Origin of the sequence: Halosimplex halophilum (assembly GCF_004698125.1) — an archaeon.
Taxonomy (GTDB): Archaea; Halobacteriota; Halobacteria; order Halobacteriales; family Haloarculaceae; genus Halosimplex; species Halosimplex halophilum.
This window is the reverse complement of record NZ_ML214297.1, coordinates 2,084,338-2,108,821: the sequence shown is the minus strand read 5'-3', so window position 1 is coordinate 2,108,821 and position 24,484 is coordinate 2,084,338. Positions and strand designations below refer to the sequence as shown.

The 24,484-nt window shown below is 71.8% G+C and carries 24 protein-coding genes; 11 read left to right on the top strand and 13 right to left on the bottom strand.

Features of this window, described 5'->3' with window-relative positions; genetic code table 11:
- Positions 1–258 precede the first annotated feature (258 nt).
- Positions 259–687 carry a hypothetical protein gene (locus E3328_RS10540; protein WP_135364518.1) on the top strand — a complete coding sequence of 143 codons (429 nt, stop codon included), beginning with the start codon at positions 259–261 and terminating at the stop codon, positions 685–687.
- A gap of 89 nt (positions 688–776) precedes the next feature.
- The gene (locus E3328_RS10535) at positions 777–1,598 is read left to right on the top strand and encodes an amidohydrolase family protein (RefSeq protein ID WP_135364517.1); all 822 of its coding nucleotides are present in this window, start codon (positions 777–779) and stop codon (positions 1,596–1,598) included.
- A gap of 672 nt (positions 1,599–2,270) precedes the next feature.
- On the opposite strand, the gene E3328_RS10530 is transcribed toward E3328_RS10535, so the two are convergent.
- From E3328_RS10530 to E3328_RS10520, 3 genes are all read right to left on the bottom strand, one after another.
- Positions 2,271–3,173: a glycosyltransferase family 2 protein gene (locus E3328_RS10530; RefSeq protein WP_135364516.1), complete on the bottom strand. Its 903-nt coding sequence runs from the start codon at positions 3,171–3,173 to the stop codon at positions 2,271–2,273.
- Positions 3,174–3,254: 81 nt separating this feature from the next.
- Positions 3,255–3,965, bottom strand: coding sequence for a class I SAM-dependent methyltransferase (locus E3328_RS10525; RefSeq protein WP_135364515.1), 711 nt, complete (start codon positions 3,963–3,965; stop codon positions 3,255–3,257).
- A 106-nt stretch (positions 3,966–4,071) separates the two neighbouring features.
- Positions 4,072–4,482 carry a pyridoxamine 5'-phosphate oxidase family protein gene (locus E3328_RS10520; RefSeq protein WP_135364514.1) on the bottom strand — a complete coding sequence of 137 codons (411 nt, stop codon included), beginning with the start codon at positions 4,480–4,482 and terminating at the stop codon, positions 4,072–4,074.
- A 204-nt stretch (positions 4,483–4,686) separates the two neighbouring features.
- On the opposite strand from E3328_RS10520, the gene E3328_RS10515 reads away from it, so the two are divergent.
- Entirely contained in the window at positions 4,687–4,959 is a 273-nt protein-coding gene (locus tag E3328_RS10515; RefSeq protein WP_135364513.1) for a MarR family transcriptional regulator, read from the top strand.
- 132 nt (positions 4,960–5,091) lie between these two features.
- Here the strand turns inward: E3328_RS10515 and psmB are convergent, their stop codons facing one another.
- From psmB to pth2, 3 genes are all read right to left on the bottom strand, one after another.
- Positions 5,092–5,847, bottom strand: coding sequence for an archaeal proteasome endopeptidase complex subunit beta (gene psmB / locus E3328_RS10510; protein ID WP_135364512.1), 756 nt, complete (start codon positions 5,845–5,847; stop codon positions 5,092–5,094).
- The gene (gene psmA, locus E3328_RS10505) at positions 5,840–6,586 is read right to left on the bottom strand and encodes an archaeal proteasome endopeptidase complex subunit alpha (protein WP_135364511.1); all 747 of its coding nucleotides are present in this window, start codon (positions 6,584–6,586) and stop codon (positions 5,840–5,842) included. Before psmA ends, psmB begins: the two co-directional genes overlap by 8 nt.
- Before the next feature lie 110 nt (positions 6,587–6,696).
- Positions 6,697–7,035, bottom strand: a complete 339-nt coding sequence (gene pth2 / locus E3328_RS10500; RefSeq protein ID WP_135364510.1) for a peptidyl-tRNA hydrolase Pth2 — start codon at positions 7,033–7,035, stop codon at positions 6,697–6,699.
- A 108-nt stretch (positions 7,036–7,143) separates the two neighbouring features.
- Between pth2 and E3328_RS10495 the strand changes: the two genes are divergently transcribed.
- The 4 genes from E3328_RS10495 to E3328_RS10480 all read left to right on the top strand — a co-directional run bounded on the left by E3328_RS10495 (position 7,144) and on the right by E3328_RS10480 (position 10,951).
- Entirely contained in the window at positions 7,144–8,643 is a 1,500-nt protein-coding gene (locus E3328_RS10495) for a glycoside hydrolase family 43 protein (protein WP_135364509.1), read from the top strand.
- A 131-nt stretch (positions 8,644–8,774) separates the two neighbouring features.
- A complete protein-coding gene (gene dcd / locus E3328_RS10490) occupies positions 8,775–9,362 on the top strand; it encodes a dCTP deaminase (RefSeq protein WP_135364508.1) in 588 nt (195 codons plus the stop codon).
- A 30-nt stretch (positions 9,363–9,392) separates the two neighbouring features.
- Complete coding sequence (locus E3328_RS10485; RefSeq protein WP_135364507.1) at positions 9,393–10,289, top strand: thiamine-phosphate synthase family protein; 897 nt, start codon at positions 9,393–9,395, stop codon at positions 10,287–10,289.
- On the top strand, positions 10,289–10,951 hold the full coding sequence (locus E3328_RS10480; RefSeq protein ID WP_135364506.1) for a class I SAM-dependent methyltransferase: 663 nt from the start codon (positions 10,289–10,291) through the stop codon (positions 10,949–10,951). Before E3328_RS10485 ends, E3328_RS10480 begins: the two co-directional genes overlap by 1 nt.
- Before the next feature lie 10 nt (positions 10,952–10,961).
- Here the strand turns inward: E3328_RS10480 and E3328_RS10475 are convergent, their stop codons facing one another.
- The 3 genes from E3328_RS10475 to E3328_RS10465 form a co-directional block, all read right to left on the bottom strand.
- Positions 10,962–12,224 carry a glycosyltransferase family 87 protein gene (locus E3328_RS10475; RefSeq protein WP_135364505.1) on the bottom strand — a complete coding sequence of 421 codons (1,263 nt, stop codon included), beginning with the start codon at positions 12,222–12,224 and terminating at the stop codon, positions 10,962–10,964.
- A 171-nt stretch (positions 12,225–12,395) separates the two neighbouring features.
- Positions 12,396–13,502 (bottom strand): chemotaxis protein CheW, encoded by a 1,107-nt coding sequence (locus E3328_RS10470; protein WP_135364504.1) that lies wholly within the window; start codon positions 13,500–13,502, stop codon positions 12,396–12,398.
- On the bottom strand, positions 13,499–14,389 hold the full coding sequence (locus E3328_RS10465; RefSeq protein ID WP_135364503.1) for a ParA family protein: 891 nt from the start codon (positions 14,387–14,389) through the stop codon (positions 13,499–13,501). The genes E3328_RS10470 and E3328_RS10465 overlap by 4 nt, the downstream gene beginning before the upstream one ends.
- 229 nt (positions 14,390–14,618) lie before the next feature.
- Here E3328_RS10465 and E3328_RS10460 point away from each other — a divergent pair, with 229 nt between their 5' ends.
- On the top strand, positions 14,619–15,143 hold the full coding sequence (locus tag E3328_RS10460) for a FlaD/FlaE family flagellar protein (protein ID WP_135364502.1): 525 nt from the start codon (positions 14,619–14,621) through the stop codon (positions 15,141–15,143).
- Between the two features lie 46 nt (positions 15,144–15,189).
- Here E3328_RS10460 and E3328_RS10455 read toward each other — a convergent pair whose 3' ends face one another.
- Together E3328_RS10455 and E3328_RS10450 are read right to left on the bottom strand one after the other, a co-directional pair.
- A complete protein-coding gene (locus tag E3328_RS10455; protein WP_135364501.1) occupies positions 15,190–15,972 on the bottom strand; it encodes a TrmB family transcriptional regulator in 783 nt (260 codons plus the stop codon).
- The gene (locus tag E3328_RS10450) at positions 15,965–19,831 is read right to left on the bottom strand and encodes an MMPL family transporter (protein WP_135364500.1); all 3,867 of its coding nucleotides are present in this window, start codon (positions 19,829–19,831) and stop codon (positions 15,965–15,967) included. The genes E3328_RS10455 and E3328_RS10450 overlap by 8 nt, the downstream gene beginning before the upstream one ends.
- A 314-nt stretch (positions 19,832–20,145) precedes the next feature.
- Here E3328_RS10450 and E3328_RS10445 point away from each other — a divergent pair, with 314 nt between their 5' ends.
- On the top strand, positions 20,146–21,180 hold the full coding sequence (locus tag E3328_RS10445) for an actin-like salactin (protein WP_135364499.1): 1,035 nt from the start codon (positions 20,146–20,148) through the stop codon (positions 21,178–21,180).
- On the opposite strand, the gene E3328_RS10440 is transcribed toward E3328_RS10445, so the two are convergent.
- Positions 21,181–21,390, bottom strand: a complete 210-nt coding sequence (locus E3328_RS10440) for a hypothetical protein (protein ID WP_135364498.1) — start codon at positions 21,388–21,390, stop codon at positions 21,181–21,183.
- A gap of 164 nt (positions 21,391–21,554) precedes the next feature.
- On the opposite strand from E3328_RS10440, the gene E3328_RS10435 reads away from it, so the two are divergent.
- Together E3328_RS10435 and E3328_RS21975 are read left to right on the top strand one after the other, a co-directional pair.
- Positions 21,555–22,895 (top strand): hypothetical protein, encoded by a 1,341-nt coding sequence (locus E3328_RS10435; RefSeq protein ID WP_135364497.1) that lies wholly within the window; start codon positions 21,555–21,557, stop codon positions 22,893–22,895.
- 150 nt (positions 22,896–23,045) lie between these two features.
- Positions 23,046–23,216, top strand: a complete 171-nt coding sequence (locus E3328_RS21975) for a hypothetical protein (RefSeq protein WP_167837255.1) — start codon at positions 23,046–23,048, stop codon at positions 23,214–23,216.
- A gap of 138 nt (positions 23,217–23,354) precedes the next feature.
- Here E3328_RS21975 and E3328_RS10430 read toward each other — a convergent pair whose 3' ends face one another.
- A complete protein-coding gene (locus tag E3328_RS10430) occupies positions 23,355–24,446 on the bottom strand; it encodes a M24 family metallopeptidase (RefSeq protein ID WP_135364496.1) in 1,092 nt (363 codons plus the stop codon).
- Between the last annotated feature and the right edge of the window lie 38 nt (positions 24,447–24,484).

Here is a 24,484-nt window from a genome sequence, read left to right as displayed (position 1 = left end):
GTGGCCCGTTGCGGTGCTGTGCGGGGCGGTCGCGGCGCTGTTGCGGTCCTGGCGGAGTGAACGGGCGAGGCGCGCTCGCGCCGGGAGTCGCCTGAGCGACCTCTACCCGAGCGGAGCGAGAGTATGTCGCTCAGCGACCACGAGCGCGTCGAGGGTGTTCGCCGCTCGCTGTCGGCTGCAGTGGCGGTCACCGCGACCGAGTGTTCCCGGTCGTGATGCACAGAAGAACTACAACGAACGGGTGGAATCACACCGTCCGTGTCCGGCCGGATCCTCCCGTCCTGGGTGTTCGAGACCGACGAGCGACACAGCCGCCAGCTCTGGAACGCCACGATCTGCGCGGCGGTCGCCATCTGGCTGGTGCGGAGCGCGACCGTCTCACCCACGTTCCGGTCGGGACTGCGAATCCCGCTCGTCGTGGTCCCTGGGTCGTTCCCCGTCGAAGGGCTCGTAGCGGTCTCGGTCGGTCTGGTCGTCAGCTACTCCGGATTCGGGCTGGCGAGCTGTATCGGGGTCGAGTTCGTCCTCGTCACCGCGTACGTCGTTCCGCACTCCCGCCCGGGGATATTCGCGGGCCATATGTGGGTCATCGTCGGGGGCTACCTGCTTCTCGCCGGCGTCTACGCGTGTCTCGCGGGGACGGCCGGATTCGCTCTCGGACGGCTCTCCAGACGGCTCACCGGGTGACGCGACCAGGACCGGTCCGAACACCGATCCGACCACCGCCTCGCTCGCTCCGACAACCGTTTTAACCACGTCCACACATGGTAGGGTGAATGCTGGAGCTGGAGCACGGGTTCCGGGTGGTCGACGTGCACGCGCGGCTGGAGCCGGACGAGGACCGGCGCCAGCGGGAGGGGCTGGGCGACCCCGAGCGGCTGGAGCGGGAGATGCACCAGGCCGGCGTCGTGCGGTCGCTCGTGTTCCCGAGCGCACGCGAGGGCAACTACCTGCCGGCGAACAACGCCGTCGCGCGGATGAGCGTCGGCCGGCCGTTCGTCGCGGTCGCCCGCATCAACGGCGCCCGCGACCCCGCCGACACGACCGCCGCGAAACTGCGGAACCTCACCGCCCGCCGGGGGGACCACCACACCTCCCCCGGGGACGTCGAGCAGTACGCCTACGACGACCGCTTCGTCGGGTTCAAGCTCCACCCCGCCCGCGACGGCCTCCCCGACGAGGAGGTGCTGGCGCAACTCGACGAGGTGGGGCTGCCGACCGTCGTCCACGGCGGCCGCGGATTCCCCCCGGAGGCCGTCGAGGCGACGCTGCTTGAGTACGACTTCCCGGTCGTGCTCGCGCACTTCGGCGGCCACCCGCTCGACCGGGAGCTGATGGAGCGCAGCATCGACCTGCTGGACGCCGCCTCGTCGCTGTACCTGGACACGAGCTTCGTCCGCTACCGCGACCCGCTGGAGCGGGCGATCATGGAACACCCCGACCGCGTCTGCTTCGGCAGCGGCTCGCCCGCCGCCCACCCCAACGTCGCCGTCATGGAAGTGCTGACCCTCGACGTGCCCGAGGACGCCATGACCAAGGTCTTCTCGAACAACCCCGGCCGCGTCTTCGACGCGCTCGCACCCGCCGGCGACGGATAGGGAGTTTGGGTGATTGTCCCGGAGCTGACTTGCTGAGCGTCGGTCGTGTCCCCCGCAGGAGACGGCAGGCGATGAACGCCTTCGGCGCGCTCGCTAGCTGGAGTCGTCACCGCACTCGACGGTGTGCGCTGAACGCCCTCGGCGCGCTTGCTCTGAATCGACTACCTGGGACAGCAAGCGATGAAAGCCCTCGGTGCGCTCGCGGTCGCTGAGGCGGGATATCCGCGCTCTCCGCACCGCCCGCTCACGCCACAGCCGTTCGCTTCGAGGCGCCACGCGCCTCGCACCGCGCGGATAGTGCCCGCTCAGGCGACTATATAAACGCGAGCACGCCTCGCCCGTTCACTCCATCAGGACAGCGACCGCGCCGCGACCGCGCCGCGACCGCGCCGCGACCGCCCCGCACAGCACCGCAACGGGCCACGAACCTCCCCAGCCGATTCACTCCCCGCGGTCGCTCATCCACCGTCGGAGCACGCTCCGACGAGCCTTCGTTCACAGTTCACGAAGACCTCGCGCGGCTACGGTCGCGCGCACGAGAGCGCGCTCCAGCGCGCGCCGACCGCACCGCACCCGCTGCTCGCACCGCACCCGCTGCTCACACGGATTCGTCACGCGTGGCTGTCGAGTGGTTCGACGGGTCTCGCTCTCCGGCGTTCGACGGGGGATCGGTCAGCGGCGGTCGTAGACGGCGACGGCCCGCTCCGAGCGGGCCGAGCGGCCGTAGGGGTTACGGCGGGGGGAGCGGTCGAGCAGGCGCGCCCAGGCGCCGTCCTTGGCGCCGACGGCGAGCCCGGAGAGCACGTCCCGGCCGGTGGTGAGCCAGTTCGAGGGCGTGCCGTCGCCGCGGGCCACGTCCCGCAGCGAGTCGAGGGCGTCGCGGCCGGCGTGGGCGACCATCCGCGCGGCCACGCGCGGGCGGACGCCGTAGTTCTTGACGAGGCGGTAGGAAAGCGAGCGGTACTTCCAGCCGGGGTCGCTGGTCGGCCCGCCGCCGTCGGCGCCGACCTCGCGGGCGACGCCCATCCCGGACTGCCAGGTGACGGCGTAGTCGAGGTTCGCGAGCCGGTGGGCGCCGTCGCGGGCGCTGCCGATCTCGAGGTACTCGTCGAAGCCGTCCAGCGCGTCCAGGGCCGCCCGCGAGAAGGCGACGTTGCCGCCGTTGAAGTAGGTGACCTCGCGGCCGGCGAGCGCGTCGGACTCGACCTCCTCGGTGGTCATCCCGCCGCGCAGCCGCTCGTGGACCGGGCCGGAGACCACGTCGGCCTCGTCGAGGCCGGCGACGAGCGCGTCGTGCCACTCGTCGGTGACGGCCAGCCCCTGGTCGACCAGCGCGACGGCGTCGCCGGTGGTCTGCTCGATGCCGGCGTTGCGCGCGGCGGTGACGGTGCGGTCGGCGACCTCGACGAGCACGTCCACGTCGTCGCGCTCGCGGACCATCCCGGTCGTCCCGTCGGTCGACGGCCCGTTGACGACCACCACCTCGGCCGCGGGGACGTGCGCGGCCAGCGCGTCGAGCGTCCGGGCGAGTTGCTCCCGGCCGTCGAGCGTCGGAACCACCACCGAGAGCTGCATACAGTCCGTAGCAGACTCGACGCGTATAAAAGTCGTGGGACGAGCGGGCCCTGCGACGGCGAACCACGGTGCCCGGACGCGCTACTCGACGGTGGCGTCCCAGTAGGAGATCGAGGCGAGGCTGTCGCCAAGCGGCGTGCGGTCGAGCCCCTCCTCGACGCTGCGGAAGGCCTTCGCGACGCCGCCGGGGAGCTTGCGGTAGAGGCCGAACGGGACGACGAACTCGTGGGTCTCGTCGGTCAGCCGCAGGTCGGCGGCCGCGAGCATCCCGTCGACCTCCCGGCGGGAGTAGAGCCGCGACCCCATCGGGAGCGCCCAGTTGTACAGCGACCGGCCGGAGAAGCGGTTGTACGTCTCGAAGACGACCTGGTCGCTGGAGACGCGGGCCAGCTCGCGGAGGTACCGCTCGGGCTCGTCGACGAGGTGGAAAAAGCGGATGGCGAACACGGAGTCGAAGTGGTCGTCCGGGAACGGGAGGCGGGCGGCGTCCCCGCGCAGGAACTCCAGGTGGTCGTCGACGCCGGCCTGGCGGGCCTTCCGGCGGCCCTCGCCGAGCATCGGCGCCGAGATGTCGAGTCCGACCACGTCCGCCCCCTGCTGGGCGAGCATCACCGAGAACCGGCCGGTGCCGCAGGCGATCTCGAGTATCTTCCTGTCCTCGACGGGCGCGAGCGCCTCGCCGACCGCCTCCTTCTCCAGCCGGTCGGTGAGCCGACCCCCGCCGCGGGAGAAGCGTTTGTCCTCGTAGGACTCGACGACAGTTTCCTGCTGGTACCACTCCTGACCCTTCACGATACCGGGATTTCCCTCCGCAGGGGCCAAAAGAGTACTGAAAACCTCGCGGGCGGACGCGCCGTCGGCCGCGCCACCGACCGCCGGTCGCTCACCGCCGGGGTCGCTACGAGACGTCCGACGCGAACACCTCGTCGGGTCTGATCTCGACGATCACCCGGGGGCCGGGGTCGTCGTCGTAGCTGGGGTAGGTGTCCACGCCCAGGTACCGGGCCGCGAGTTCGTCGATGTGGGCCTCGGCGCCGTCCTCGGTCAGCGCCGTCACCTCGCCGATCACCGACAGGTAGCGGTACGCGTCGTCGGGGTCGACCATGCTCACGCCGACCCGGGGGTCCTCGCGCACGTTGCGCTCTTTCCGACGGCTTCGCGCCGTGTTGACCAGGACCCGGTCGTCCTCGGGGTCGTAGTCGACCCAGACGGGCGTGACGTGTGGGAACCCCTCCGGCGTCAGCGTCGCGAAGTGGGCGTACGTCTCCTTGTCGAACAGTTCGTGGTACGACTCCGGGATCGACGCCATACCGGACCGTCGGTCCACAGCGACGAAAACGTGTGGCCCGGGGCGACCGCGTCCGCTTTGTCCGCGGCGAATCCGGCCGAGACCGTCGCCTGCCGGCGACGCGTTCGACGAACGGGCAGAAATAATAGGTCTCCTTATATGGTTTGGACTGTATGGTCACCCATATAGCCAACTTTTACCAGTACCCTCGCGAGACGGGGAGACATGAGCACGACGATAGACGAGTCCGCAGCGGAGGAGGCGCTGGGTGAGGCGGAGTTCCGCGAGCGGCTCCGCGAGCTCCCCCCGAGCGCGAAGCTGGTGGCGAAGGTACTGGAGACGGACGCGCCGCTGTCGCAGGGCCAGCTGGCCGAGGAGTCGCTGCTGCCCGACCGGACCGTCCGCTACGCGCTGAACCGTCTCGAAGAGTCCGGCCTCGTGGGCTCGCGCTACAGCTTCCACGACGCCCGCAAACAGGTCTACTTCCTCAACAACTGAACGGTCGCCGCTCGCGCGCCTCCGAAACGGGTGGGTCGCGGGCCGGGCCGTCACAGAACCTCCGGGTCGCAAGAGGGTCGGGCGCGGAGTCGGCGGACCGCGGAACCGTCGCGGCCGCGTCCCTGTCCCCGGTTACCGCTCCTCGAGCGCCGCGGCGGTGTCGTCGAACCCCTCGATGTCGACGCCCTCGGCGGTGACCTCGGCGACGTAGACGCCGTTGCCCGAGCCCGTGTCGCGCTCGCTGGCGGCCTCGACGGCCCGCACCGCCAGGTCCCGCGCGTCGGCCAGGCTCATCTCGCGGTCGTACGCGCCCTCGATGGCCCCGTAGGCGAGCTGCATTCCCGAACCCGTGACGGTGTAGTCGTCGGCCATGACTCCGCCGGCGGGGTCGATGGAGTAGACGTGGCTGCCCTCGTCGTCGACGCCGCCGAGGACCGGATTGATCGCGAAGAACGGGCCGCCGCGGGCGAAGTTGCCCGCCATCGTCGCCAGCGCGTGAACGCTCATCGGCTCGCCCTTGCGCACCTCGTAGAGGTCTGCCTCCGAGCGGAGCGTCCGGATGAACGATTGGGCGCCGCCGACGGAGCCGACGAGCGTCAGCGCGGCCGTCGGGTGGATCTGCTCGACCTTCTGGACGGACTTGTTCGAGACGAACCGCCCGCCCAGCGAGGCGCGCATGTCCGTCGCGACGACGACCCCGTCCTCGGTGGCGATGCCGACGGTGGTCGTCCCCGTCTTGTTGACCGCGTCCTCGTCGCGGGTCCGGGCGTTGCCGGCTCCGCTCGCTCCGCCGGAGTGGTCGCCGCCGCCGAACCCGTCAGTGAGTTCCGGCGCAGTCGGGTCGCCGACCGCGTCGTCGCCGGTCAGCGGGTCGGTGAATCTACTCATCGGTCGCACCTCCGAGGTCCAGGTCGGCGAGGTGTGACTCGATCTCGTCCGGCGCCAGCGAGCGGACGCGATGGGTCTCGGTGTCGACCACGGTCACCTCGACCGCCCCGGCGTCGACCGCGCCGTCCTCATCGCCCTCGCCGATCGCCTCCAGCGCGAGAGCGACCCCGGCGTCGAGGTCCATGCCGTCGCGGTACTCGTCTTCGAGAAAGCCCATGAGCCGCTCGCGGTTCCCGCCGATGGCGGTCGCCTGCCACTCGTAGGGGGTCCCGGAGGGGTCCGTCTCGAAGAGCTTCGGCGTACCGTCGGGGTCGACGCCGCCGATGGCCAGCGCCACGCCGAACGGGCGGACGCCGCCGCTCTGGGTGTACTGCTGGATGTAGTCGGTGACCTCCTTGGCCAGCGCCTCCACGCCGATCGGTTCGTCGTAGCGCAGGCGGTTGACCTGCGCCTGCTCGCGCGCGAAGTCGACGAGCTGGCGCGCGTCGGCGACGTGGCCCGCGCTCGCGACCGCGATGTGGTCGTCGACGCGGTGGAGTTTCTCGATGCTCTCCTGCTCGACGAGCGGCGAGCGAACCTGGCGGTCCGCGGCGAGCACCACGCCGTCGGCGGTCCGAACCCCGACGCTGGCGGTGCCGCGCTTGATCGCCTCCCGAGCGTACTCGACCTGATAGAGGCGTCCGTCCGGCGAGAAGATCGAGGTCCCGCGGTCGTACGCCTGCTGGTTCTGATCCTGCATAGTGCGTCACTGAGTCGTCGTGACTAACCTGGGGTTAGGGATAGTCGTATAAAAACACTTGCCGGTTGTGCGAGTCGGACGACCGACCACGCGACCGTGGTCGCGTGGTTTCAGTACAGCGAGAGGTCCCCGGTCACCTTGTCGACGAGGTCGTCGCGGGCGGGGCCGACGGCCAGGGCGCTGGCGGTGCCCGGTTCGAGTTGCGTGTGGCCGGCGTCGCGGACGACGGCGTGGGGCAGCCCCTCGCGCTCGGCTTTGTCCGCGAGTTCGAACAGCTGGGACTCGCCGTCGGCCCGGAGGACGACCTTCTTCTGGCCGCTCCCCTTCCACTCGCTGGCGGCCCCCCGGTCGGCGTCCTCGTAGGCCATGAGCGAGGCGTGGGCGACCTGCGCGGCGAGTTTCCCCTCGCCCATCCCGAGGTCGGCGCGGGCGACGATGGCCTGCTTCATGGTCTCCCCGAGGCAGGGGGCGCGTAACTGCCTTTCTATCCCGCACCGACTCCCCGGGCGGTACGAGGGTCCGCAGGAGTTACCACCCGGCCCGCCGAGCGCTGTGGTATGCCGACCAACCCCGTCCTGCCCGGCTTCCACCCCGACCCCTCGGTCTGCCGGGTCGGCGAGACGTTCTACCTGGCGACGAGCTCCTTCGGGTACTTCCCGGGGCTGCCGCTCTACCGGAGCGAGAACCTGGTCGACTGGGCACCGATCGGACACGCGCTCGCGCGCGAGTCGCAACTGGATACCCGCGATGCGCGGGCCTCGGGCGGGATCTTCGCGCCCACCCTGCGCCACCACGACGGCACATTCTACCTCACGTCGACGAACACCAGCGGCGAGGGCCACTTCCTCGTCACCGCCGACGACCCGGCGGGGGAGTGGTCCGACCCCGTGTACGTCGACGCGCCCGGCATCGACCCTGACCTCTTCTGGGACGGCGACACCGCCTACTTCACCTACTTCACGACCGACACCGACCGCGGGATCGAGCAGGCCGAGATCGACCCGGAGACGGGCGAACTGGGCGAACGGCGCACCGTCTGGACCGGCCACGAGGACCCCCACGCCGAGGCGCCCCACATCTACGAGCGGGCGGGGACCTACTACCTCGTCGCCGCCGAGGGCGGCACCCACACCGGCCACTCGGTGACGGTCGGCCGGAGCGACGACCCGACGGGGCCGTTCGAGCCCCACCCCGAGAACCCGGTCCTCACCCACCGCGACGACTTCTACCGCGACGTACACGCGACGGGCCACGCCGACCTCGTGACCGACGCCGACGGCAACTGGTGGCTGGTCTGCCTGGGGATCCGCCCCCGCGGCGGCTTCCCCGGCTGGCACCACCTCGGCCGCGAGACGTTCCTCGCGCCCGTCGCCTGGGCGGACGGCTGGCCGGTCGTCGACGGTGCGGAGGTCCCGGCGGAGATCGACGCGGCCGCGCTACCGGGAGACGCCGACCCTGCGAACGCCGACCCGAACCCCGTCGAGCACACCGACACCGACTTCGCGGAGGGACGGCCCGTCGAGTTCTGCTACCGGCGGACGCCCGACCGCGACCGCTACGCGTTCACCGGCGACGGCCTCGTCCTCCGGGGCGGCCCCGAGACGCTCGACGAGAAGGGGACCACCTTCCTCGCGCGCCGGCAGACGCACTTCGACTGCCGGGTCCGCGCCGACATCGTATTCGACCCCGACCCCGGCGAGGAGGCGGGGCTGGCGCTCGTCATGGACGAGGAGCACCACTACGAACTGGGCGTCGTCTGTGACGGCGACGACCGGACGGCCCTGGTCAGGGTCACCGTCGGGGACGCGACCGACGTGCTCGCGCGCGAACCGGTCGGCGAGCGGGTGACGCTCGGTGTCGACGCCGCCGCCGAGTCCTACGAGTTCCGCGTCGACGGCGAACCGGTCGCCGAGGCGCGCCCGAAGTACCTCGCGACGGAGGTCGCGGGCGGGTTCACCGGCGTCGTGGTCGGCCCCTACGCCGTCGCCGACGAGGGGCCGGCCGAGGCGACGCCCGCCCGGGTCGAGCGGTTCGTCTACGAGCCCGTCGAGCGGTGACCGGCACTGTCCCGCTCGCCCACCGAGGACCAGCCCGTGGCGACGACGCCGGCCGCGTTCGTCGTCACCTCGATGGGATCCGGCCCGGCGACAACCGTGAGATTTTCACGCCAGCGGGGAGAGACACCTGTATGATACTGTCGGACGCCGATATTCTGCGACGCCTGGAGGCGGGGGATCTCGTCGTCGAACCGCTCGACGACCCGGACATCCAGATCCAGCCCGCCAGCGTCGACCTGCGGCTGGGTCGGGAGTTCCTGGAGTTCCAGCACGCCAACATCCCCTGTATCCATCCCAACAGCGAGCAGGAGACGGAGGACTACACCGACCGCGTCGAGGTCCCCGAGGACGGCGAGTACATCCTCCACCCCGGCGACTTCGTGCTCGGGACGACCCGCGAGCGCGTCGAGATCCCCGACGACCTCATCGCCCACGTCGAGGGGCGGTCCTCGCTGGGCCGGCTCGCCATCGTCGTCCACGCGACCGCCGGCCTGTGCGACCCCGGCTACAAGGGCCAGATCACGCTCGAACTCTCGAATCTCGGGACCGCGCCCGTCGCGCTGACGCCGGGGATGCGCATCTCACAGCTCACCTTCACGGAGCTGAAAACGGCCGCCGAACGGCCCTACGGCGAGGAACGCGGCTCGAAGTACCAGGACCAGTCCGGGCCACAGGCCTCGAAGATCCAGGGCGACAGGGAGTTCGGCGGGGATCAGTGACATGCTACCGAGAACGGCGGTGACCGGCCGATGAAGTTCGTCGAGGAGGTCGTCGTCGACGAGTTCCTGCCGACGTTCAGGTCGATGCTCGCCGAGGCGCTGCGCGAGCGGGACCTGACCCAGAGCGAGGTCGCGGAGCTGCTGGGGATCAGCCAGAGCGCCGTCTCGAAGTACGTCCACGGCGAGGTCGAGCGCAACGAGCGCCTGCTGGCCGACCGGCGCATGGACGAGCTGGTCGAGCGCCTCGCCGAGGGGCTGGCCAGCGGCGAGATGAGCCCGGTCCAGGCGCTCGTCGAGGCGGAGGTGTTCGTCCGCCGGCTGGAGCGGGGCGACCTGCTCGCCCAGCTCCACGAGGAGGAGATGCCCGGCCTCGCCGAGTACGGGGACGACCGCTTCGCCATCCACGACCCCGACAGCACCGTCCGCGCGGCCGAGCAGGTGCTCGCGTCGCTCCGGCGGGGCGTCCGCATCCTGGAGAACACCGACGACTTCCCCGAACTGGTGCCGGCGGTCGGCTCCAACCTCGTCGAGTGCCTCCCCGACGCCGACGGCATCGAGGACGTGGCCGCGGTGCCGGGTCGGATCCTCGACCTGGAAGGGACGACGGCGATCCCGGCGGACCCGGAGTTCGGCGTCAGCGAGCACGTCGCGAGCGTGCTGCTCGCGGCGCGGGCGGGCGGCAGCGACGCCCGCGCGGCGCTGAACGTCCGCTACGACCCGGCGATCGTCGAGGCGCTGGAGGCGGCGGGCTACACCGCCGTCGAGTTCGACGCCGAGCGGGACCCGACCGACGCCGTCGCCGACGCGCTGGCGGAGTCGCCCGACGCCGACGTGCTCTACCAGACCGGCGGGTTCGGCGTCGAACCGATCGTCTACGTGCTGGCCGCGGAGGCGCCGGCCGCCGCCCGCGCGGTCAGAGAGCTGTAATGGCCGACGACACTCGGGCGACCCAGGCGTTCTACGGCCGGTGGGCGACCGCCTACGACTGGCTGGCGACCGCGCCGGGCGTCGACTCCTGGCGCGACCGCGCGGCCGACCGGCTCGACCTCGACCCGGGCGATACCGTCGTCGAGATGGGCTGTGGCACCGGCGCGAACTTCGCCCAGTTGCGCGAGCGGGTCGGCCCGGAGGGTCGGGTCGTCGGGATCGACGTGACCCGGGGGATGTTGCGGAGGGCCGGCGAGCGGATCGACCGCGCGGGCTGGGACAACGTCCACCTGCTGCAGGCCGACGCCCGCCGGCCGCCGGTCGACGGTCCCGTCGACGCCGTCCTCGCGACGTTCGTCGTCGGGATGTTCGCCGACCCGCGCCCGGCCGTCGAGCGGTGGGTCGGGATGCTGGATCCGGGCGGGCGGATCGCCCTGCTGAACGCCGGCCGCTCCGAGCGGCGGGTGGCGGCGCCGCTCAACCTCGGGTTCCGGGCGTTCGTGCGCCTGGCGGCCCCGGGCGACGGCCGCGTCTCCCCCGTGGAGAGTCTGGAGCGGCGGGTCGCGACCGCCCGCGACGCCGTCTACTCGAACTGTGCCGACCACGGCTTCGAGGCGTTCGGGCTGGGGTACCTGGGACTGGCCTGGGGCGAACGGCCGTGAACGAGTTCGGTCAGGCGTCGCCGTCGCCGAGAACGCCCCGGAGCGGCGCGGGGACCGACAGCGCCCCCGATTCGACGCGGTAGACGAGACAGCCCGCGAGCGTGAGCAGGCTGCCCCACAGCACCGGCGTCCCGAGCCGGAGCACCGGGAGCGCGGCGTCGAGGATTGCCTGTCTGGCCGTGGGACCGACCGGGAGCGCCCAGAGGGTCTCCCGGAGGTTGCCGTAGGACAGCGAGACGTTGGCCAGCAGGGCGCCGGCGACGAACAGCTGTCGGCCGCGGCCCGCGGGGAGGTCGTAGAGGAGCACCACGAGCGAGAACGCGGTGTAGGCGTAGTACAAAAGCAGCGACGGGAAGGCGAGGACCATCGCGACCAGCGTCCCGTGGACGGCGACGTGGCGGTCGGTGACGGTCCGGGGCCGGTAGTACAGCGCGGCGAGGACGGGCGCCAGCAGCGCGGCCGCGCCGACGGCGTACCAGACCGGGTCGGCGTTCGGGAACAGCACCGACAGCGGCCGGCGGAGCGTCACGAAGCTCTTGCCCGGCGGCAGTCCGCCCACGAAGTCGGCCGTCTCGCGCTGGGGGAGCAGGGCGTCGGTGACGTACGTCCGGGTGGTGTCGACGCCGAAGACGACCAGCCCGAGGCCGAACAGGCTCGCTGCGGTCCCGACGGCCGCCCCGATGGCGCGCCAGGCGCGCCGGCGGAGCAGCCAGAGGCCGACCGCGGCGGGGAAGACCTTCACGAACGCCGGGACCGCGAGCGCGACGCCCGCTCCCGTCTCCCGGTCGCGGGCGAGCCCGACGAACCCCGCGACCAGCGCGAGTGTGAGGACGTGGTTCACCTGGCCGTAGCCCAGCGAGGGCGCCGAGTGGGCCGACGCGAGCAGGAACGAAAACAGGAGGACCCGTTCGAGGCGGCCCACGTCGTAGCCCAGCGACTCGACGTAGTCGGCGAGCAGGCGGGCGGCGACGGCGCTGGCGGCCACGGAGACGGCGGTCATGGCGAGGAAACCGGGGACCCAGCTCTCGAAGAGCGCCGAGGGGAGGAAGGCGAGGACGGCGGCGGGCGGGTAGACGTAGTGGTAGCCGCTGTCGGCCGGCGTGACGGCGTAGAGGTCCCCGCCGGCCAGCGCGGCCTCGGCGGCGACGTGGTAGACGCGGTAGTTGAGGCCGAAGGTGCCGGGCCGGTTGACGGCGTAGTTGCCCAGGATCGCGACCCCGAGGAGGGCGCCGGTCGCGAACACCGCCAGGGCGTCGCGGCTCCGGTCGGTCACGCTCGCGGGTGGGCCGGGGGGCCTCTTGGGCGTGTCGGATCGGTGCGGAACCGCTCGCGCTCCCGGGGCCCGTCAGAGCGAGCTCTGACGGTGTTTCTCCCCGCGATTTTCACGGGTGGTCGAAAATCGAAGCCGGCGACGTGTCCGCCCTCGGGCGTCGGTTCTAGCGGCTCACCCGGCCACTTCGTCCAGGTCGAGTTCGGGCGTCGTCCAGATGACGAACTCGCCGTCGCGGTCGACGACGCCGTTGACGTGGTCCTGGTCGACCGGGGAGTCGTTGACCTCCTCGTCGGTGATCGGCGTCACCTGGTTCACGTCGTCGACGACCCAGCCGACGGCGCCCTGGTCGTCGAACGCCTCCGGGTCGAAGACGACGATGAGGTCCTTGCTCCCGGCCTGGTCGATGTCCAGCAGCACCTTCGGGTCGAGGATGGTCGTGATCTGCCCGCGCAGGTCGACGACGCCCTCGACGCAGTCGGGGGTGTTCGGGACCCGGGTCACCGTCTCGCGTTTGACGATCTCCTCGACGTACTCGATGTCGAGGCAGTACTGCTCGTCGCCCAGCGCGAACTCCAGCACGCGGGTCTGCTCGCCGGTGTCGGCCTCCGCAGCCGCGGCCCGACCCGCCGCGCCGATACCCATCTCGGCCGCCCCGGGCTCGCCCTCGCCGTCACCCGCTTCCGACTCCGCCGACTCCAGACCGGCCTCGCGGGCCATCTCCTCGACGTCCACGTCCACGTCGCCCACGTCGGCGCCGGGGATGTGCATCGTGGCGTCGCCCTCGTCGCCCGACCCGCCGCTCCCGCCGACCGCCTCCTCGTTTATCTCCAGGTTCGCGACGGCCTCGGCGGCCTCGTCGGCGGACGATCCCGTCGCGGTTCCCGACGGCTCGTCGTCCTCGCCGGACCCGGACGGCTCGTCGTCCTCGCCGGACCCGGACGGCTCGTCGTCCGCCGCGGACTCGGTCGGACGGTCGTCCGCCGGGTCCGCGCCGGGGTCGTCCGCCGCTGAGTCGTCGGGTTCGGTGTCCTCCGCCGGTCCGTCGGCCACGGCACCCGCCGCTGGCTCGGCTTCCCCGGCGTCGGCAGCCGCCGCCCCGTCGCCCTCGTCGTCCGCCGCTCCGTCGGCTGCCGCGTCGTCGGATCCGTCGACCGGTGTGTCGTCGGGTTCCGCCGCGTCCGCGTCGGTCGTGTCGTCCTGTGCCTCGTCGTCCGGCCGGGACCCCTCGCGCATCTCGCGGATGCGCCGGGCCCGGTCCATGCGTTCGTCGTCGGTCATGCTGTTGCCTCCGCGTAGCCGAACCGCTCGTCTAGATCCGCCGCGATCGAGAGGAACACGTCGGCCATGTCGACCGACGGGTCGTAGGCGAAGATCGACTCGCCCGCCGAGAACGCCCGCTGGAGCGCCACGCGCTTGCGGACCTCCCAGACGGGGTCGTCGGCGAAGACCGCCTCGAACCACTCCAGCATCGCCTCGTCCTCGCCGGTGGTCTCGACGCGGTTGGCGACCACGCCGAGAGTGTCCACCGCGATGTCGGTCTGGCCCTCCAGGGCGGTCATCTGGTCGACGAGCAGCTCGATGGCCCGCTCGGAGGTCGCCTCCGTCAGCGCCGGGACGAGGATGTTCCGCGCCGCGTAGATGCCGGTGTCCGTGAGCTTGCCGTAGAACGGCGGCGAGTCGACGACGACGTAGTCGTAGTCGCCCTCGACGTGGGCGAGCGCGTCGTCGAGCGTGTCCAGCGCGTGGCCGCCCGAGACCGTGTCCGGGGTGACGTTGACCGCCAGCGCCGACAGCGCCGCCGGGTCGATGTCCGCCTCGCCCTCGGTCGCGCGGGCCACCAGGTCCGCGATGGTCAGCTCGCGCTCGGCCTGGAGCATGTCGATGTTGCTCGGGACCACGTCCATCTCGGGGTGCTCGACCACGAGGTCGGCCAGCCGGTCGCGCTGACTGCCGTCGGTCAGCACGTCGAACAGCGTCGGCGGCGCCGCGTCGTACTCGTCGAGCAACCCCAGGCCCTCGGTCGCGTTGCCCTGCGGGTCCAGGTCGACGAACAGCACGTCCCGTCCGCGCTCGGAGAGCGCCCCCGCGACGTTGATCGCGACGGTCGTCTTGCCGGTCCCGCCCTTCGCGTTGGTCACGCAGATGCGCGCTGTACTTCTCGCCACGTTGTCCCGGAGTCGACGCTACCGCCCTAAAAAGGTACGCGCCGGGCTATCAAACGTTGAAATCGGCCGACTGCGGGCGGGCCCGGGAGGGGGCAACGACCGGTCGGCCGGACCGGATCGCCAGCCCGCGACCGGCCGCGAGCGCGCCGAACGCCCCATAGACGCCGTCTGACGGGCGTCCGACCGTGTGCAAGATTTATCAGCACGGGGCGGGATAGAACCAGTATCGATGACGATCAACCCCCGCGACTACGACCTGAACGAGCTGCGCGAGATGGCGCGCAAGCGCGACGACCTCGACGACCCGCGGCCGGGCGACGACCGGCCCGACGATCCCCGACCCGACGACGCCGGCGAGGAGTGGGGCCCGCTCGACGAGGTCGGCGACGCGAGCATGTCCGCGGGTGACTCCTTCCGCGCGGGGCTGTACCGCGAGCTGCTCCCGCTGGTCGGCAGCCAGGGGGACATGGAGAAGCCGTACCTCCGCGGGGTGCCCGACACCTACGCCGCCGAGTTCGTCGTCTTCGAGTGGCTGGAGTTCCTGCTGATGCACGCCGGCTACAAGGGCGCCGCCGACGCCCTGGCGTACTACGAGTCGATCGACTGGATCACCGAGGACGTGGCCGGCCAGCTCAACGACTACCTCCTCGGCATCGACGAGACGGGGTCGAACGACGGCAACGACCTGGACGTGGACGACCACATGCTCAGCCTGGTCTACGTCGCGAAGCTCGCCGGCATGCAGCGGGACTGACGGAGAGTCCCGGGACCCGACCGGCCGGTCGCGGGGGTGACCGGCGCTACAGTTCTATCTCGGTGTCGTCGACGATGTGCCCGCGCAGCAGCTCCAGCAGGACCGTCGCGATGCCCGTGTCGGAACTCCAGATGGCGGTCTCGGCGCGGACGCCCGGCAGCTCCTCGCCGCCGAGGACGCTGAGCAGGACGGTGTCCCCGTCGACGGCGAGCAGCCGCCCGGCCGCGTCGTCGGTCGGGTCGTCCGGGAACGGCGCGAGCGTCACCGCGGAGTCGGCGAACGCCTCGACGAGTTCGGGGTCGTCGACGCGGGCGCTACAGACCCACACGTCGACCGCTTCGGCCCGCTCGCGCAGCGCCGCCGTGACCGCCTCGTCCAGCAGCCCCGGCCCGCTGGCGTAGAGGACCGTCTCCTCGGCGTCGGCGACGATCTGGCGGACCCGGGAGGCGACGTTGTCGCGGCCGTGGACCGTCCAGACGCCCTCCTGGTGCTCGTCCTCGTGGTCGGCCCCTCGCCGGACCTCCTCGAGGTACTCGAAGGCGCGGTCCTGCTCGCGCTCGAAGCGCTCGGCGAGCGTCTCGCGGGCCTCCGCCAGGGGGACCGCGCGGTACTGGATCGGGCTGGACTGCTGGAGTTCGACGAGGCCCCGCTCCTCCAGGTTCTCGGCGGCGCCGTACACCTGCGAGCGGGGCACGTCGGTCATCCGGTCCACGTCGCGGGCGGTCCCGGTCCCGAGGCGTTCGAGGGCGACGAACACCTGCGCCTCGTACTTCGAGAGGCCGAGCCGCTGGAGCGCCTCGACGGCCTCCGCCTCGCCGTCGTCAGTCATCGTCACCCCCGGTCCGTCGCTCGTCCGCCCGCGGGTCGGCCCGCGAGTCGCTCGCGTCCGTGCCGTTCGCGGTCGATCCGTCCCCCGGGTCGTCGCTCGCGTCCCATCGGTCGCTCGCGTGTTCGTCCAGCCAGCCGTGATAGACGCGCTCGAACGCCTCGGGCGAGAGCCGCCCGGCCGCGAGGTGGCGGCCCGCGTCGGCGAGGTCCCGCTCGTCGACGCCGTCGCCGGCCAGGATCGCGCCGGCCACGTCCGTCGTGACGGCCGCGGCGTCCGGCCCGGCCACCGGGACGACGTGGTCCGGCAGGAGCAACTCGCCGTCGAAGGCGACTGCGTCCCCCTCGGCCAGCCCCCCGGGCACCGCGAGCGTGTACTCGACCGCCGCGCGCTGCCCGTCCTCGCCGTCGAACTCCCAGAGGACGTACACCCGCCCGTCGGCGGCGACCCGCTCGACGGGCTCGGGCGAGACGCGGTCGAGCGAGACACGCCCGACCGACGGCGCCTCGCGGAGGACGACCCGGCCCGAGGCCGACGGCAGCGTGACCGTCACGCGGGCGGTCCCGCCCGGCGAGACCCGCGTCGGTTCCACGGAACGGGTCGCGTAGGGCACCCCCTCGCCGTTCGTCCCGGCGCTCGCGGCGGGAGCGGTCGCCGCGGCGGCGGTCCCCGTGGCGGCGGTTGCCGACGCCGCCGAATCGGTGCCCGCCGCGACGCCGTCGTCGGATCCGGCCGGAGCGTCGGCCGCCGGGGACTGCCCGTTCGCGCTCCCGGACAGCGGGTCCGCCGCCGGCGCGTCGCCGTCCGGTCCCCGGCCGTCGTGGGGGCTCCGGTCGCCGCGGGGTCCCTCGTCGCCCGCGTCGAAGGCGCCGGCCGGCCCGAGGTGGCGGCTCCAGACCGCCAGCAGGCTCGGCAGGACGAACACGCTCGCGAGGAACGCGTAGACGATCGTGAGCCCGGTGATGAAGCCGAACTGCTGGAGCGGCGGGAGGATGGCGAAGACGAGGACGCCGAAGCCGCCGACGGTCGTCGCCGCCGACCCCAGCAGCGCGCCGCCGGTCCCGGTGACGGCGGTGTGCATCGCCTCGCTGGCCGACCCCTGCCGGTCCAGTTCGAGGCTGAACCGCTCGCTCAGGTGGATGCTGTAGGCCACCCCGAGCCCGATGGTCAGGCTCGTGATCATCCCGGTCAGCACGTTGAAGGGGATGTCGAGGAGGTACATCGTCCCGAGGATCCACGAGACGTTGAAGACCACGGGGAGCAGCGTCACCAGCCCCAGGGTCGCCGACCCCTCCGCGAGCCGGTAGACGACCATCAGGAAGACAAAGGAGACGACCAGCGTGATGACCAGGCTCTCGACGACCGTGGTGAGCAGGTCCGACTGGACGATCTCGTTGACGATGGGGCGACCGGTCGCGGTGACGGTCACGTCGCCGCCGGAGACCGCCGCCTCGACGGCGTCCATCTGGGTCGTGACCGCCGACCCCGCGGCGCCGCCGCGCAGCGACGCCGTCAGCAACAGCGCCTCGTACTCGCCGCCGTCGCGCTCGACGTACTGACGGGCCTGGTCGGGCGCGGCGTCGTAGAGCGCGTCGTAGACGCCGGCGACGTTGCGGTCGGGGACGCCGTCGCCGTCGGTGTCGCTCGCCGCGAGGGTCTGGTTGAACGTCTCGTTGGTCGCCGCGACCGACTCCATCACCGTCAGCGGACTCCGCACGTCGGCCTCGCCGTTGGAGAGCGTGACGGTCACGCCCTTCTCGGCGGCGAGTTCGCCGGTCCGGTTCACCCGCTGGAGGGCGTCGGCGGTCGCCACCTCGCCCTCGAAGAGGAACTCCGCGGTCGAGTCCTCCCGCAGGAAGTTCTCGTTGACGTACTCGAAGGTCGCCCGCATCGTGTACTCGCCGGGCTGCATCGCCGCCGGCAGCTCGTCCATCCACTCCGGGGGTTCCTCCGCGATGAAGTCCTTCTGGGCGAAGGCGGTGTCGACGTTCGTGGCCCCGTAGGCGCCGCCCGCGCTGATCAGCAGCGTCAGGAGGATGACCGCCCACGGCGCCCGGTCGGCGGCGGTCGCCCCGACTCCGAGCAGGCGGCCGAACGCGCCGCCGCCGGTGCCGAACGCCCGCTTGCGCCGGTCGACGCCCCGGCCTTCGAGGACGGCGTCGATCTCGACCTTGACCGCGGGGATCAGCGCGCCGAAGACGACGAGCGCGCCGACGATCCCGACCGCGCTGACGACGCCGAACTCCCGGATCGGGCCGACGGGGCTGGTGAGGTTCGAGAGGAAGCCGATGACCGTCGTCGCGGTCACCAGCACCAGCGCCGTGCCGACGCCGGCCAGCGCCGTCCGCATCGAGCCCGCGACCGCCGCGGGGCCGCCGGTGTCGCCCTCCGTGCCGCGCGCCTCGCGGTGGCGCATGAACACGTGGATCGCGTAGTCGATCGAGAGCCCGATCAGCAGGACGGGGATGGCGACGAACAGCTGGTTGAAGGCGACCCCCATCCAGCCCATGTAGCCGAAGGTGACCAGCAGCGTGAGCGCCAGCCCGAACACGCCCAGCAGGATGTCCAGCGGGTCGCGGTAGGCGATCGTCAGCACGACGAGGACGAACAGGAGCGCGAACGGCCCGACGACCGTCAGGCTGTCCTGCATCGACCGGTTGGTCTCGTCGGCGATGATGCCCGCGCCGAACACCATCGCGTCGGCGCTCAGCTCACCCCGCGCGAGGCTCTGGATCGCCGTCTGGGAGTCCTGGATGCGCTCGCTCGCCGAGCCCTGGGCGACCGCCGACTCGGTGGTCTGCGTGACGACGACCATCGTCGCCGACGCGCTGGTCGATCCGGGCTCGTAGCTCGTCGGCATCAGCGCGAACGCCCGGCTCCCGCCGCCCTCGCTCAGCACCCGCTCGACGGTCCCCTCGACCGCCGAGGCGTTCATCGACGCCAGCTGGTCGATCTGGTCGGCCAGCGGCGGGGTCGACCCGTTCTCGGCGCGTTCCCGGAGCGCGTCCCGGTCTTCCTGCAGCGCCGCGGCCCGCTCCCGCAACGCGCGGGCGTCCGGCGCCAGCACGCGCTCGATCCCGCCGTACACCTCGCCGAACTCCGCCTCAATCTCCCCGGCGCGCTCCCGGTAGGTCGACTCGTCGATCTCACCCTGCGCGTAGGAGGCGTTCAGCGCGGCCAGCCGCGACTGGAGCGTCCGCGCCTGCGAGGTCAGGTTCGCGAACGTCTCGCTCTGTTCGGCCGACAGCCCGGCGGTCGCGTCGGTCCGGGCGGCCGTCAGGTTCCGCTCGATGGCCGCCGACCGCTGGCGGTAGGTCGCGTCGTCGACCTCGCCGGCGGCGTGCGAGCGGTTGAGTTCGACGTACTCCTGCTGAAGCCCCCGCGTCCGGTTCAGGGCGTCGCTCAGCCGCGCGCCCGTCTCGTCGAGCCGCTCCCGTTCGGCTGCCAGCGCCCGGCCGCGCTCCGAGAGGTTCTCGGCCCGCTCCTCCCGGATCGCCGCGGTCGCGACGACGTTCGCGATCCCGGTCGGCGGCTGGGAACCGTCGAGGGTCCGGTTTATCGCGTCGTCCTCGACGAGCGCGCGCTCGAAGCGCAACTGGTCGAGCAGCGACTCCCTGTCGAGGACGTCGTCCTCGCGGACGATCACCTGGACGGTCGTCGTGTTGCCGCCCGCCCCGAAGTTCGAGTCCACGTACTCGAGCTTCTCGGCCTCCTCGGAACTCGTCTCGAACTGCGACAGCGACGCCGAGTCCTCGACCTGAACCGCGCCGGCGCCGACCGCGCCGACGGCGACGAGCAGCGCCACGACGACCAGCCGCCGGTGGGCGACGACGGCGCCCGCCACGTCGTCCATCCCGGCCATCAGCGATCCCTCCGCCCGTCCTCCGCGCTGTATTCTCTCATCACGACAACTCTGTTGTTAGTATCCTACTAACGACTCGGCTTAAGGGCATCGAAGCGGCCGCCGGGGGGTCGGGCGGGGGCAGGGCAGTCGGTACCGGCGACCGAACGGCGGCGGGGCAGCCAATACCGGCGGCCAGTTCGGTCGGCTCGGCCGGCGAGTTCGCTGTCCCCTAATTTCCGGCCCGCCGGCCCCTAATTTCCGCGGGGGCCGACGTTCGCAGAAACGATAATTTCCGGGGTACATTTATCCGGGGTGGCGGTAAAGCCGGGGGCATGAGCGACGACGACCCGGTGCCCATCGGCGTGAAGCTCGGCAGTACCCGCACGGTGATCGCCTACCCCGACGACGACGGCGAGATCGAGACGATCCGGACGCTGACCTGTCTGGCGACCTACGAGGACCCCCTCACGGGCGAGGAACGGGTCCTCTACGGCGAGGAGGCCGCCACGGAGTACCCCGACGAGGTCCAGTTCATGCTCCGCTCGGGCCTGCCCGAGGACGAGGAGCGCGCCGAGTTGACCAAGACGTTCTTCGAGGAGGTCATCGACGCCAACGACGTGCCCGAGAACAGCGGCGTCGTCTACGCCATCCCGACCATCGACAACCCCGAGGGGCTGGCGAACCTCGAGGACGTGATCGAGAGCTCCTCCATCGGCGAGGCCCTGGTCGAGAGCTACCCCGAGTCGCTCTGTGGCTCGATCCCCGCTCGCGGCGACGACCTCGAAGCCATCGAGGAGATCTTCGTCGCCGTCAACATGGGGTCGACGAACCTCGAAGCGTCGGGCTACCGCCGCGGCGAGCAGCTGGCCCCGTTCACGACCGGCGCGGTCACGGGCAACGAGGTCGACCGGATGATCGCCAACTACGTCGAGGAGGAGACCCAGGGCCGGGTCAACATCGACACCCAGACCGCCCGCGAGTACAAGGAGGACCACGCCGACTTCGAGAGCTTCGAGCCGTTCACGGACATCATCCAGCAGCCCGGCGGCGGCTCCCACGAGTTCACCATCGAGCGCTCGGTCATGGACGCCTGCAACGAGTACCTGGACGACGCCGTCGAGGAGTTCTGCAACACCTTCCTCCCGGAACTCGCCAACGACTACATGAAGGTCTACCAGCTGGCGCTGGACAACCGCATCGTCCTCACCGGCGGCATGGCCTGCATCCCGGGGATCGTCGAGGAATTCGAGGCGCGGGTCAGCGAGGAACTCGACCGCGAGGTCTCCGCCGTCGCCGCCGACCACCCGGACATCTCGCCGTCGCTGGGCGCCCAGCGCATCGCCGGGCGGCTCGTCGACAGCCAGTAACTACGCCCCGGCCCAGCACTCGACCCAGGCGACGAACCCGCGGGTCGCCGCGTCGAGTTCGCCGTCCGCCGACTGGACCTCCCGGGAGTTCAGCGCGTTCGCGCCCGTCCGTTCGCTCGCGCCCGTCCGTTCCTCCGCGTCCGACCGGCCGCCCGTACCCGTTCCGTCGCCCGCCAGTTCCGCGGGCAACTGTATCGTGAATCGAGCCATCCACGGCTCCGTTTCGTGAGATCCCACGTAAATCTCAGTCAGACGCCCGTCTGCCGCAGACGCCGCCGAGCGACGATCCGTCCGGTTCAAGACCGGTACACACCTGGCCGCTTCTCGGCACGCGACCCTAGCCACTCATTACGCCCGGACCTGTACCCGGTACTATGGCCCCGATTATCAGTGGAGATACCGAGGGCGTCGACGAGGCGACTCTCGGGGGGACGGGGCGTGGGGGACTGCTGTCGGACGGGTACCTGCGGGAGGCGCCGCTGGCGTCGCACCTCGACGAGGGGGAACGGCCCGTGATGGTGCGAGCGAACGGGAAGAAGGGGGTACTCCGGAGCGAGGTCGGCAGCGACGAGCGCGAGCGGACGGCGCCGGGGGAGGGGTACCGCGCGTTCGCGCTGGCGACGGACACCCGGCTGCGCTTTCTCGTCGGCGATAGCGACGGCGGGGACTGGTCGACGAGCGTCCCGCTGGCCGACGTGGAGGTCGTCGAACACAGCGACGGCGTCCTCGCCGGGGAGTTCGTCGTCACGACGACGGCGGACGTGGAGTGGTACTTCCCGAGCCGCTCGGAGCTGGGACCGATGGTCGAGTACCTCGACGCGGCGTCGCTGTCGTGGATCGCGATCGAGGAGCGGCTGGACGACGCCCGGGCGGCGGTCGCCGAGGCCGACCGGCTGACCGGGGCGCGGCGCTACGACGACGCGATGGCGGCCGTCCGCGACGCGATGGGCGAGACCGACGCCGCCCGGCGGGCCGAGCGCGAACTCCACGGGGACGGCGTCGCCGCCGCGACCGAGCGCATCGAGCGCGCCGAGGAGCGGATCCGGGAGGCCCGTCTCGCCGTGCTGGAGGGGCGAGCGGCACACGCGATCGACCGCGCCGAGGCCGCGTGGCGCGACGGCGAGTACGAGCGCGCTCACGACGCCTACGGCCGCGCCCACGGCGACTACGAGGAGGCGCTGGCGGCGGTCGACGAGGCGGCCGCCGAGCGGCTCCGGACGAAGCTCGACCGCGTCGAGCGCAACGTCGCCGCGCTCGAACGCGCGCCGGTGGAATCGGCCGAGCAGGCCCGCGAGCGCGCCGACGAGACGGACGACCGCCGCGAGCGCGCCGACCGGCTGGAGTTCGCGCTCGAACGCTACCGGACCGCGCTCACGCTCGACTGGGGGCGGTCGACGCGCCGGTTCGAGGGCGACACCGAACGGATCAGGGACGCCGTCGACACCGTCGCGGGACAGCTCGTCGAGACGCGCCGGGAGTACGCGGCCCGGCGGATCCGTGCGGGCGACGACCACCGCGAGGAGGGACGGACCGCCCGGGCGGCCGCCTGCTACCGCGACGCCCACGACGCGCTCGCCGACACGATCCCGACGGCCCGCGAGCTGGTCCCCGAGGCGCTCGACGCCCTGACCGACCGGCGCGACGCCGTCGCGGACCGCCTGCGCCGCCTCGACACGGGCGACGACTGGACCCCCGTACCGAGCGGCTCGCACTGACGAGCCGGAAGTTCTCGCTGTTCTTGACTCCCTCGCCGTCCCCCCGATCTCGCCGTTCTCTCCGCCCTCACTGACTCAGAGCTGCGGGTATCGCTGTCGATACGCGGGAACGTAACTATTTATAGTGTGCACCACTGTATTAGGAATATAATGCCCGAGTGCCCGAACTGCGGCGAGCGCATGAGCCACAACGACGAGACGACGAAGCTGACGGAGTACGTCTGCGCTCGCTGCCACCGGACGGAGATCGTGCGAAAGCCCGCCTACCGCGTGACGGCCGAGGCGTCGGCGACGGCCGGCGCGGCCGCCGACGACGACTGACCGAAGGGGGATCGTACCGGACCGGGGACTCGTTTTCAGCGTTCGCGACGGTCGCGAGCGACAGCACCGGCGATAGCGGCGTGCGCGACTGTGGCGGCGAGCGCGACTCAGCGGTGAGAGAAGACAGGTAGCGACCGCTCAGCGATGGAGGACGGCGTGGCGCTCCATCTCGGGGCCGTCGCCGACCGGTTCGACCGTCTCGGTCGGCCAGTCGCCGGTGCCCGTCAGCAGTTCGATGCCCTCGTCTGTGACGAGGTGGGTGTCCTCGCTCTTGGCGCCCTGGACCGTCGGGTTGTAGGCGTAGGTCATCGGGACGTGGACCGGGGCCTCCGAGTCGGGCGTCCCGAACCACTCGCGGCCGGCGTAGGCCGCGGCGCCGCCCTGGTGGTGGTTGCGCCACTCGCCCTCGTAGCCCACCTCGGCGTAGGCCTCTTCGATGGCGTCGAACACGTCGCCGGCGACCCCGCCCTCGCGGCCGACGCGCTGGGTCGCAGCGAGGGCGCTGGCCTCGACGCGCATCGCGGCCTCGGTGCGCTCGTCGAGCCACTCGGGCGCGTCGAAGGCGACCGAGCGGGTGATGCTGGCGTGGAGGCCGTCGCGGACCGCGGTGACCGAGACCAGCGCGTAGTCGCCGAGTTCGCTGTCGCGGGTGGTGTAGTGGCGGTACTCCCGGGTGCGCTCGCCGCTCCCGACGAGGACGACCGGGGAGTCGATGCCGCGGGCGAACAGCCGGTCGCGCAGGCGGCCGCCCACCTCCCGTTCCTCGTCGTCGGCGCTCGCCTCGCGGACGACGCTTTCGACCACCTCGGCGGCGTCGGCGCCCAGCGACCGGAACCGCTCGACGTCGGCGTCGGTCAGCGGCTGGCGGAGGTCGGTCGGGTCGACCGATTCGAAGCCGGGCACGTCGAAGTCGGCGGCCGCCGGCGTCGGGCTGAACGCCGCGACCGCCTCGGCGAGGTCGGCCTCGTACCACTGGACGGTCTCGACGGTCGCGTCGTCGGGGAGTTCCTCGTCGACCAGTCGCTCCGCCTCGATGTTGTCGGTGACGACGGTGAGGCCGTCGCCGTCGTAGCCGGCGGCGGCGACCCCGATATCGGCGGCGCGGTCGACGACGTTGTTCCCGCCGGTCAGCCACGCGAAGGAAGGGGGTCGGGCGAACCAGACGGCTTCAAGGTCGTTGTCGGCGAGATACGCGTCGAGCCGCTCGCGGACCGCGTCGGTGTGGGACATGGTCGGTACTGCTCGGCTGCGGGAGTTAAAGGCGTCGC

Bases quoted from the DNA above. Each gene is read 5' to 3' on its own strand.
- E3328_RS10535 (WP_135364517.1), top strand. From the start codon at position 777: ATGCTGGAGCTGGAGCACGGGTTCCGGGTGGTCGACGTGCACGCGCGG.
- E3328_RS10530 (WP_135364516.1), bottom strand. From the start codon at position 3,173: ATGCAGCTCTCGGTGGTGGTTCCGACGCTCGACGGCCGGGAGCAACTC.
- E3328_RS10520 (WP_135364514.1), bottom strand. From the start codon at position 4,482: ATGGCGTCGATCCCGGAGTCGTACCACGAACTGTTCGACAAGGAGACG.
- E3328_RS10515 (WP_135364513.1), top strand. From the start codon at position 4,687: ATGAGCACGACGATAGACGAGTCCGCAGCGGAGGAGGCGCTGGGTGAG.
- psmB (WP_135364512.1), bottom strand. From the start codon at position 5,847: ATGAGTAGATTCACCGACCCGCTGACCGGCGACGACGCGGTCGGCGAC.
- psmA (WP_135364511.1), bottom strand. From the start codon at position 6,586: ATGCAGGATCAGAACCAGCAGGCGTACGACCGCGGGACCTCGATCTTC.
- pth2 (WP_135364510.1), bottom strand. From the start codon at position 7,035: ATGAAGCAGGCCATCGTCGCCCGCGCCGACCTCGGGATGGGCGAGGGG.
- E3328_RS10495 (WP_135364509.1), top strand. From the start codon at position 7,144: ATGCCGACCAACCCCGTCCTGCCCGGCTTCCACCCCGACCCCTCGGTC.
- dcd (WP_135364508.1), top strand. From the start codon at position 8,775: ATGATACTGTCGGACGCCGATATTCTGCGACGCCTGGAGGCGGGGGAT.
- E3328_RS10485 (WP_135364507.1), top strand. From the start codon at position 9,393: ATGAAGTTCGTCGAGGAGGTCGTCGTCGACGAGTTCCTGCCGACGTTC.
- E3328_RS10480 (WP_135364506.1), top strand. From the start codon at position 10,289: ATGGCCGACGACACTCGGGCGACCCAGGCGTTCTACGGCCGGTGGGCG.
- E3328_RS10470 (WP_135364504.1), bottom strand. From the start codon at position 13,502: ATGACCGACGACGAACGCATGGACCGGGCCCGGCGCATCCGCGAGATG.
- E3328_RS10460 (WP_135364502.1), top strand. From the start codon at position 14,619: ATGACGATCAACCCCCGCGACTACGACCTGAACGAGCTGCGCGAGATG.
- E3328_RS10455 (WP_135364501.1), bottom strand. From the start codon at position 15,972: ATGACTGACGACGGCGAGGCGGAGGCCGTCGAGGCGCTCCAGCGGCTC.
- E3328_RS10450 (WP_135364500.1), bottom strand. From the start codon at position 19,831: ATGGCCGGGATGGACGACGTGGCGGGCGCCGTCGTCGCCCACCGGCGG.
- E3328_RS10445 (WP_135364499.1), top strand. From the start codon at position 20,146: ATGAGCGACGACGACCCGGTGCCCATCGGCGTGAAGCTCGGCAGTACC.
- E3328_RS10440 (WP_135364498.1), bottom strand. From the start codon at position 21,390: ATGGCTCGATTCACGATACAGTTGCCCGCGGAACTGGCGGGCGACGGA.
- E3328_RS10435 (WP_135364497.1), top strand. From the start codon at position 21,555: ATGGCCCCGATTATCAGTGGAGATACCGAGGGCGTCGACGAGGCGACT.
- E3328_RS21975 (WP_167837255.1), top strand. From the start codon at position 23,046: ATGCCCGAGTGCCCGAACTGCGGCGAGCGCATGAGCCACAACGACGAG.
- E3328_RS10430 (WP_135364496.1), bottom strand. From the start codon at position 24,446: ATGTCCCACACCGACGCGGTCCGCGAGCGGCTCGACGCGTATCTCGCC.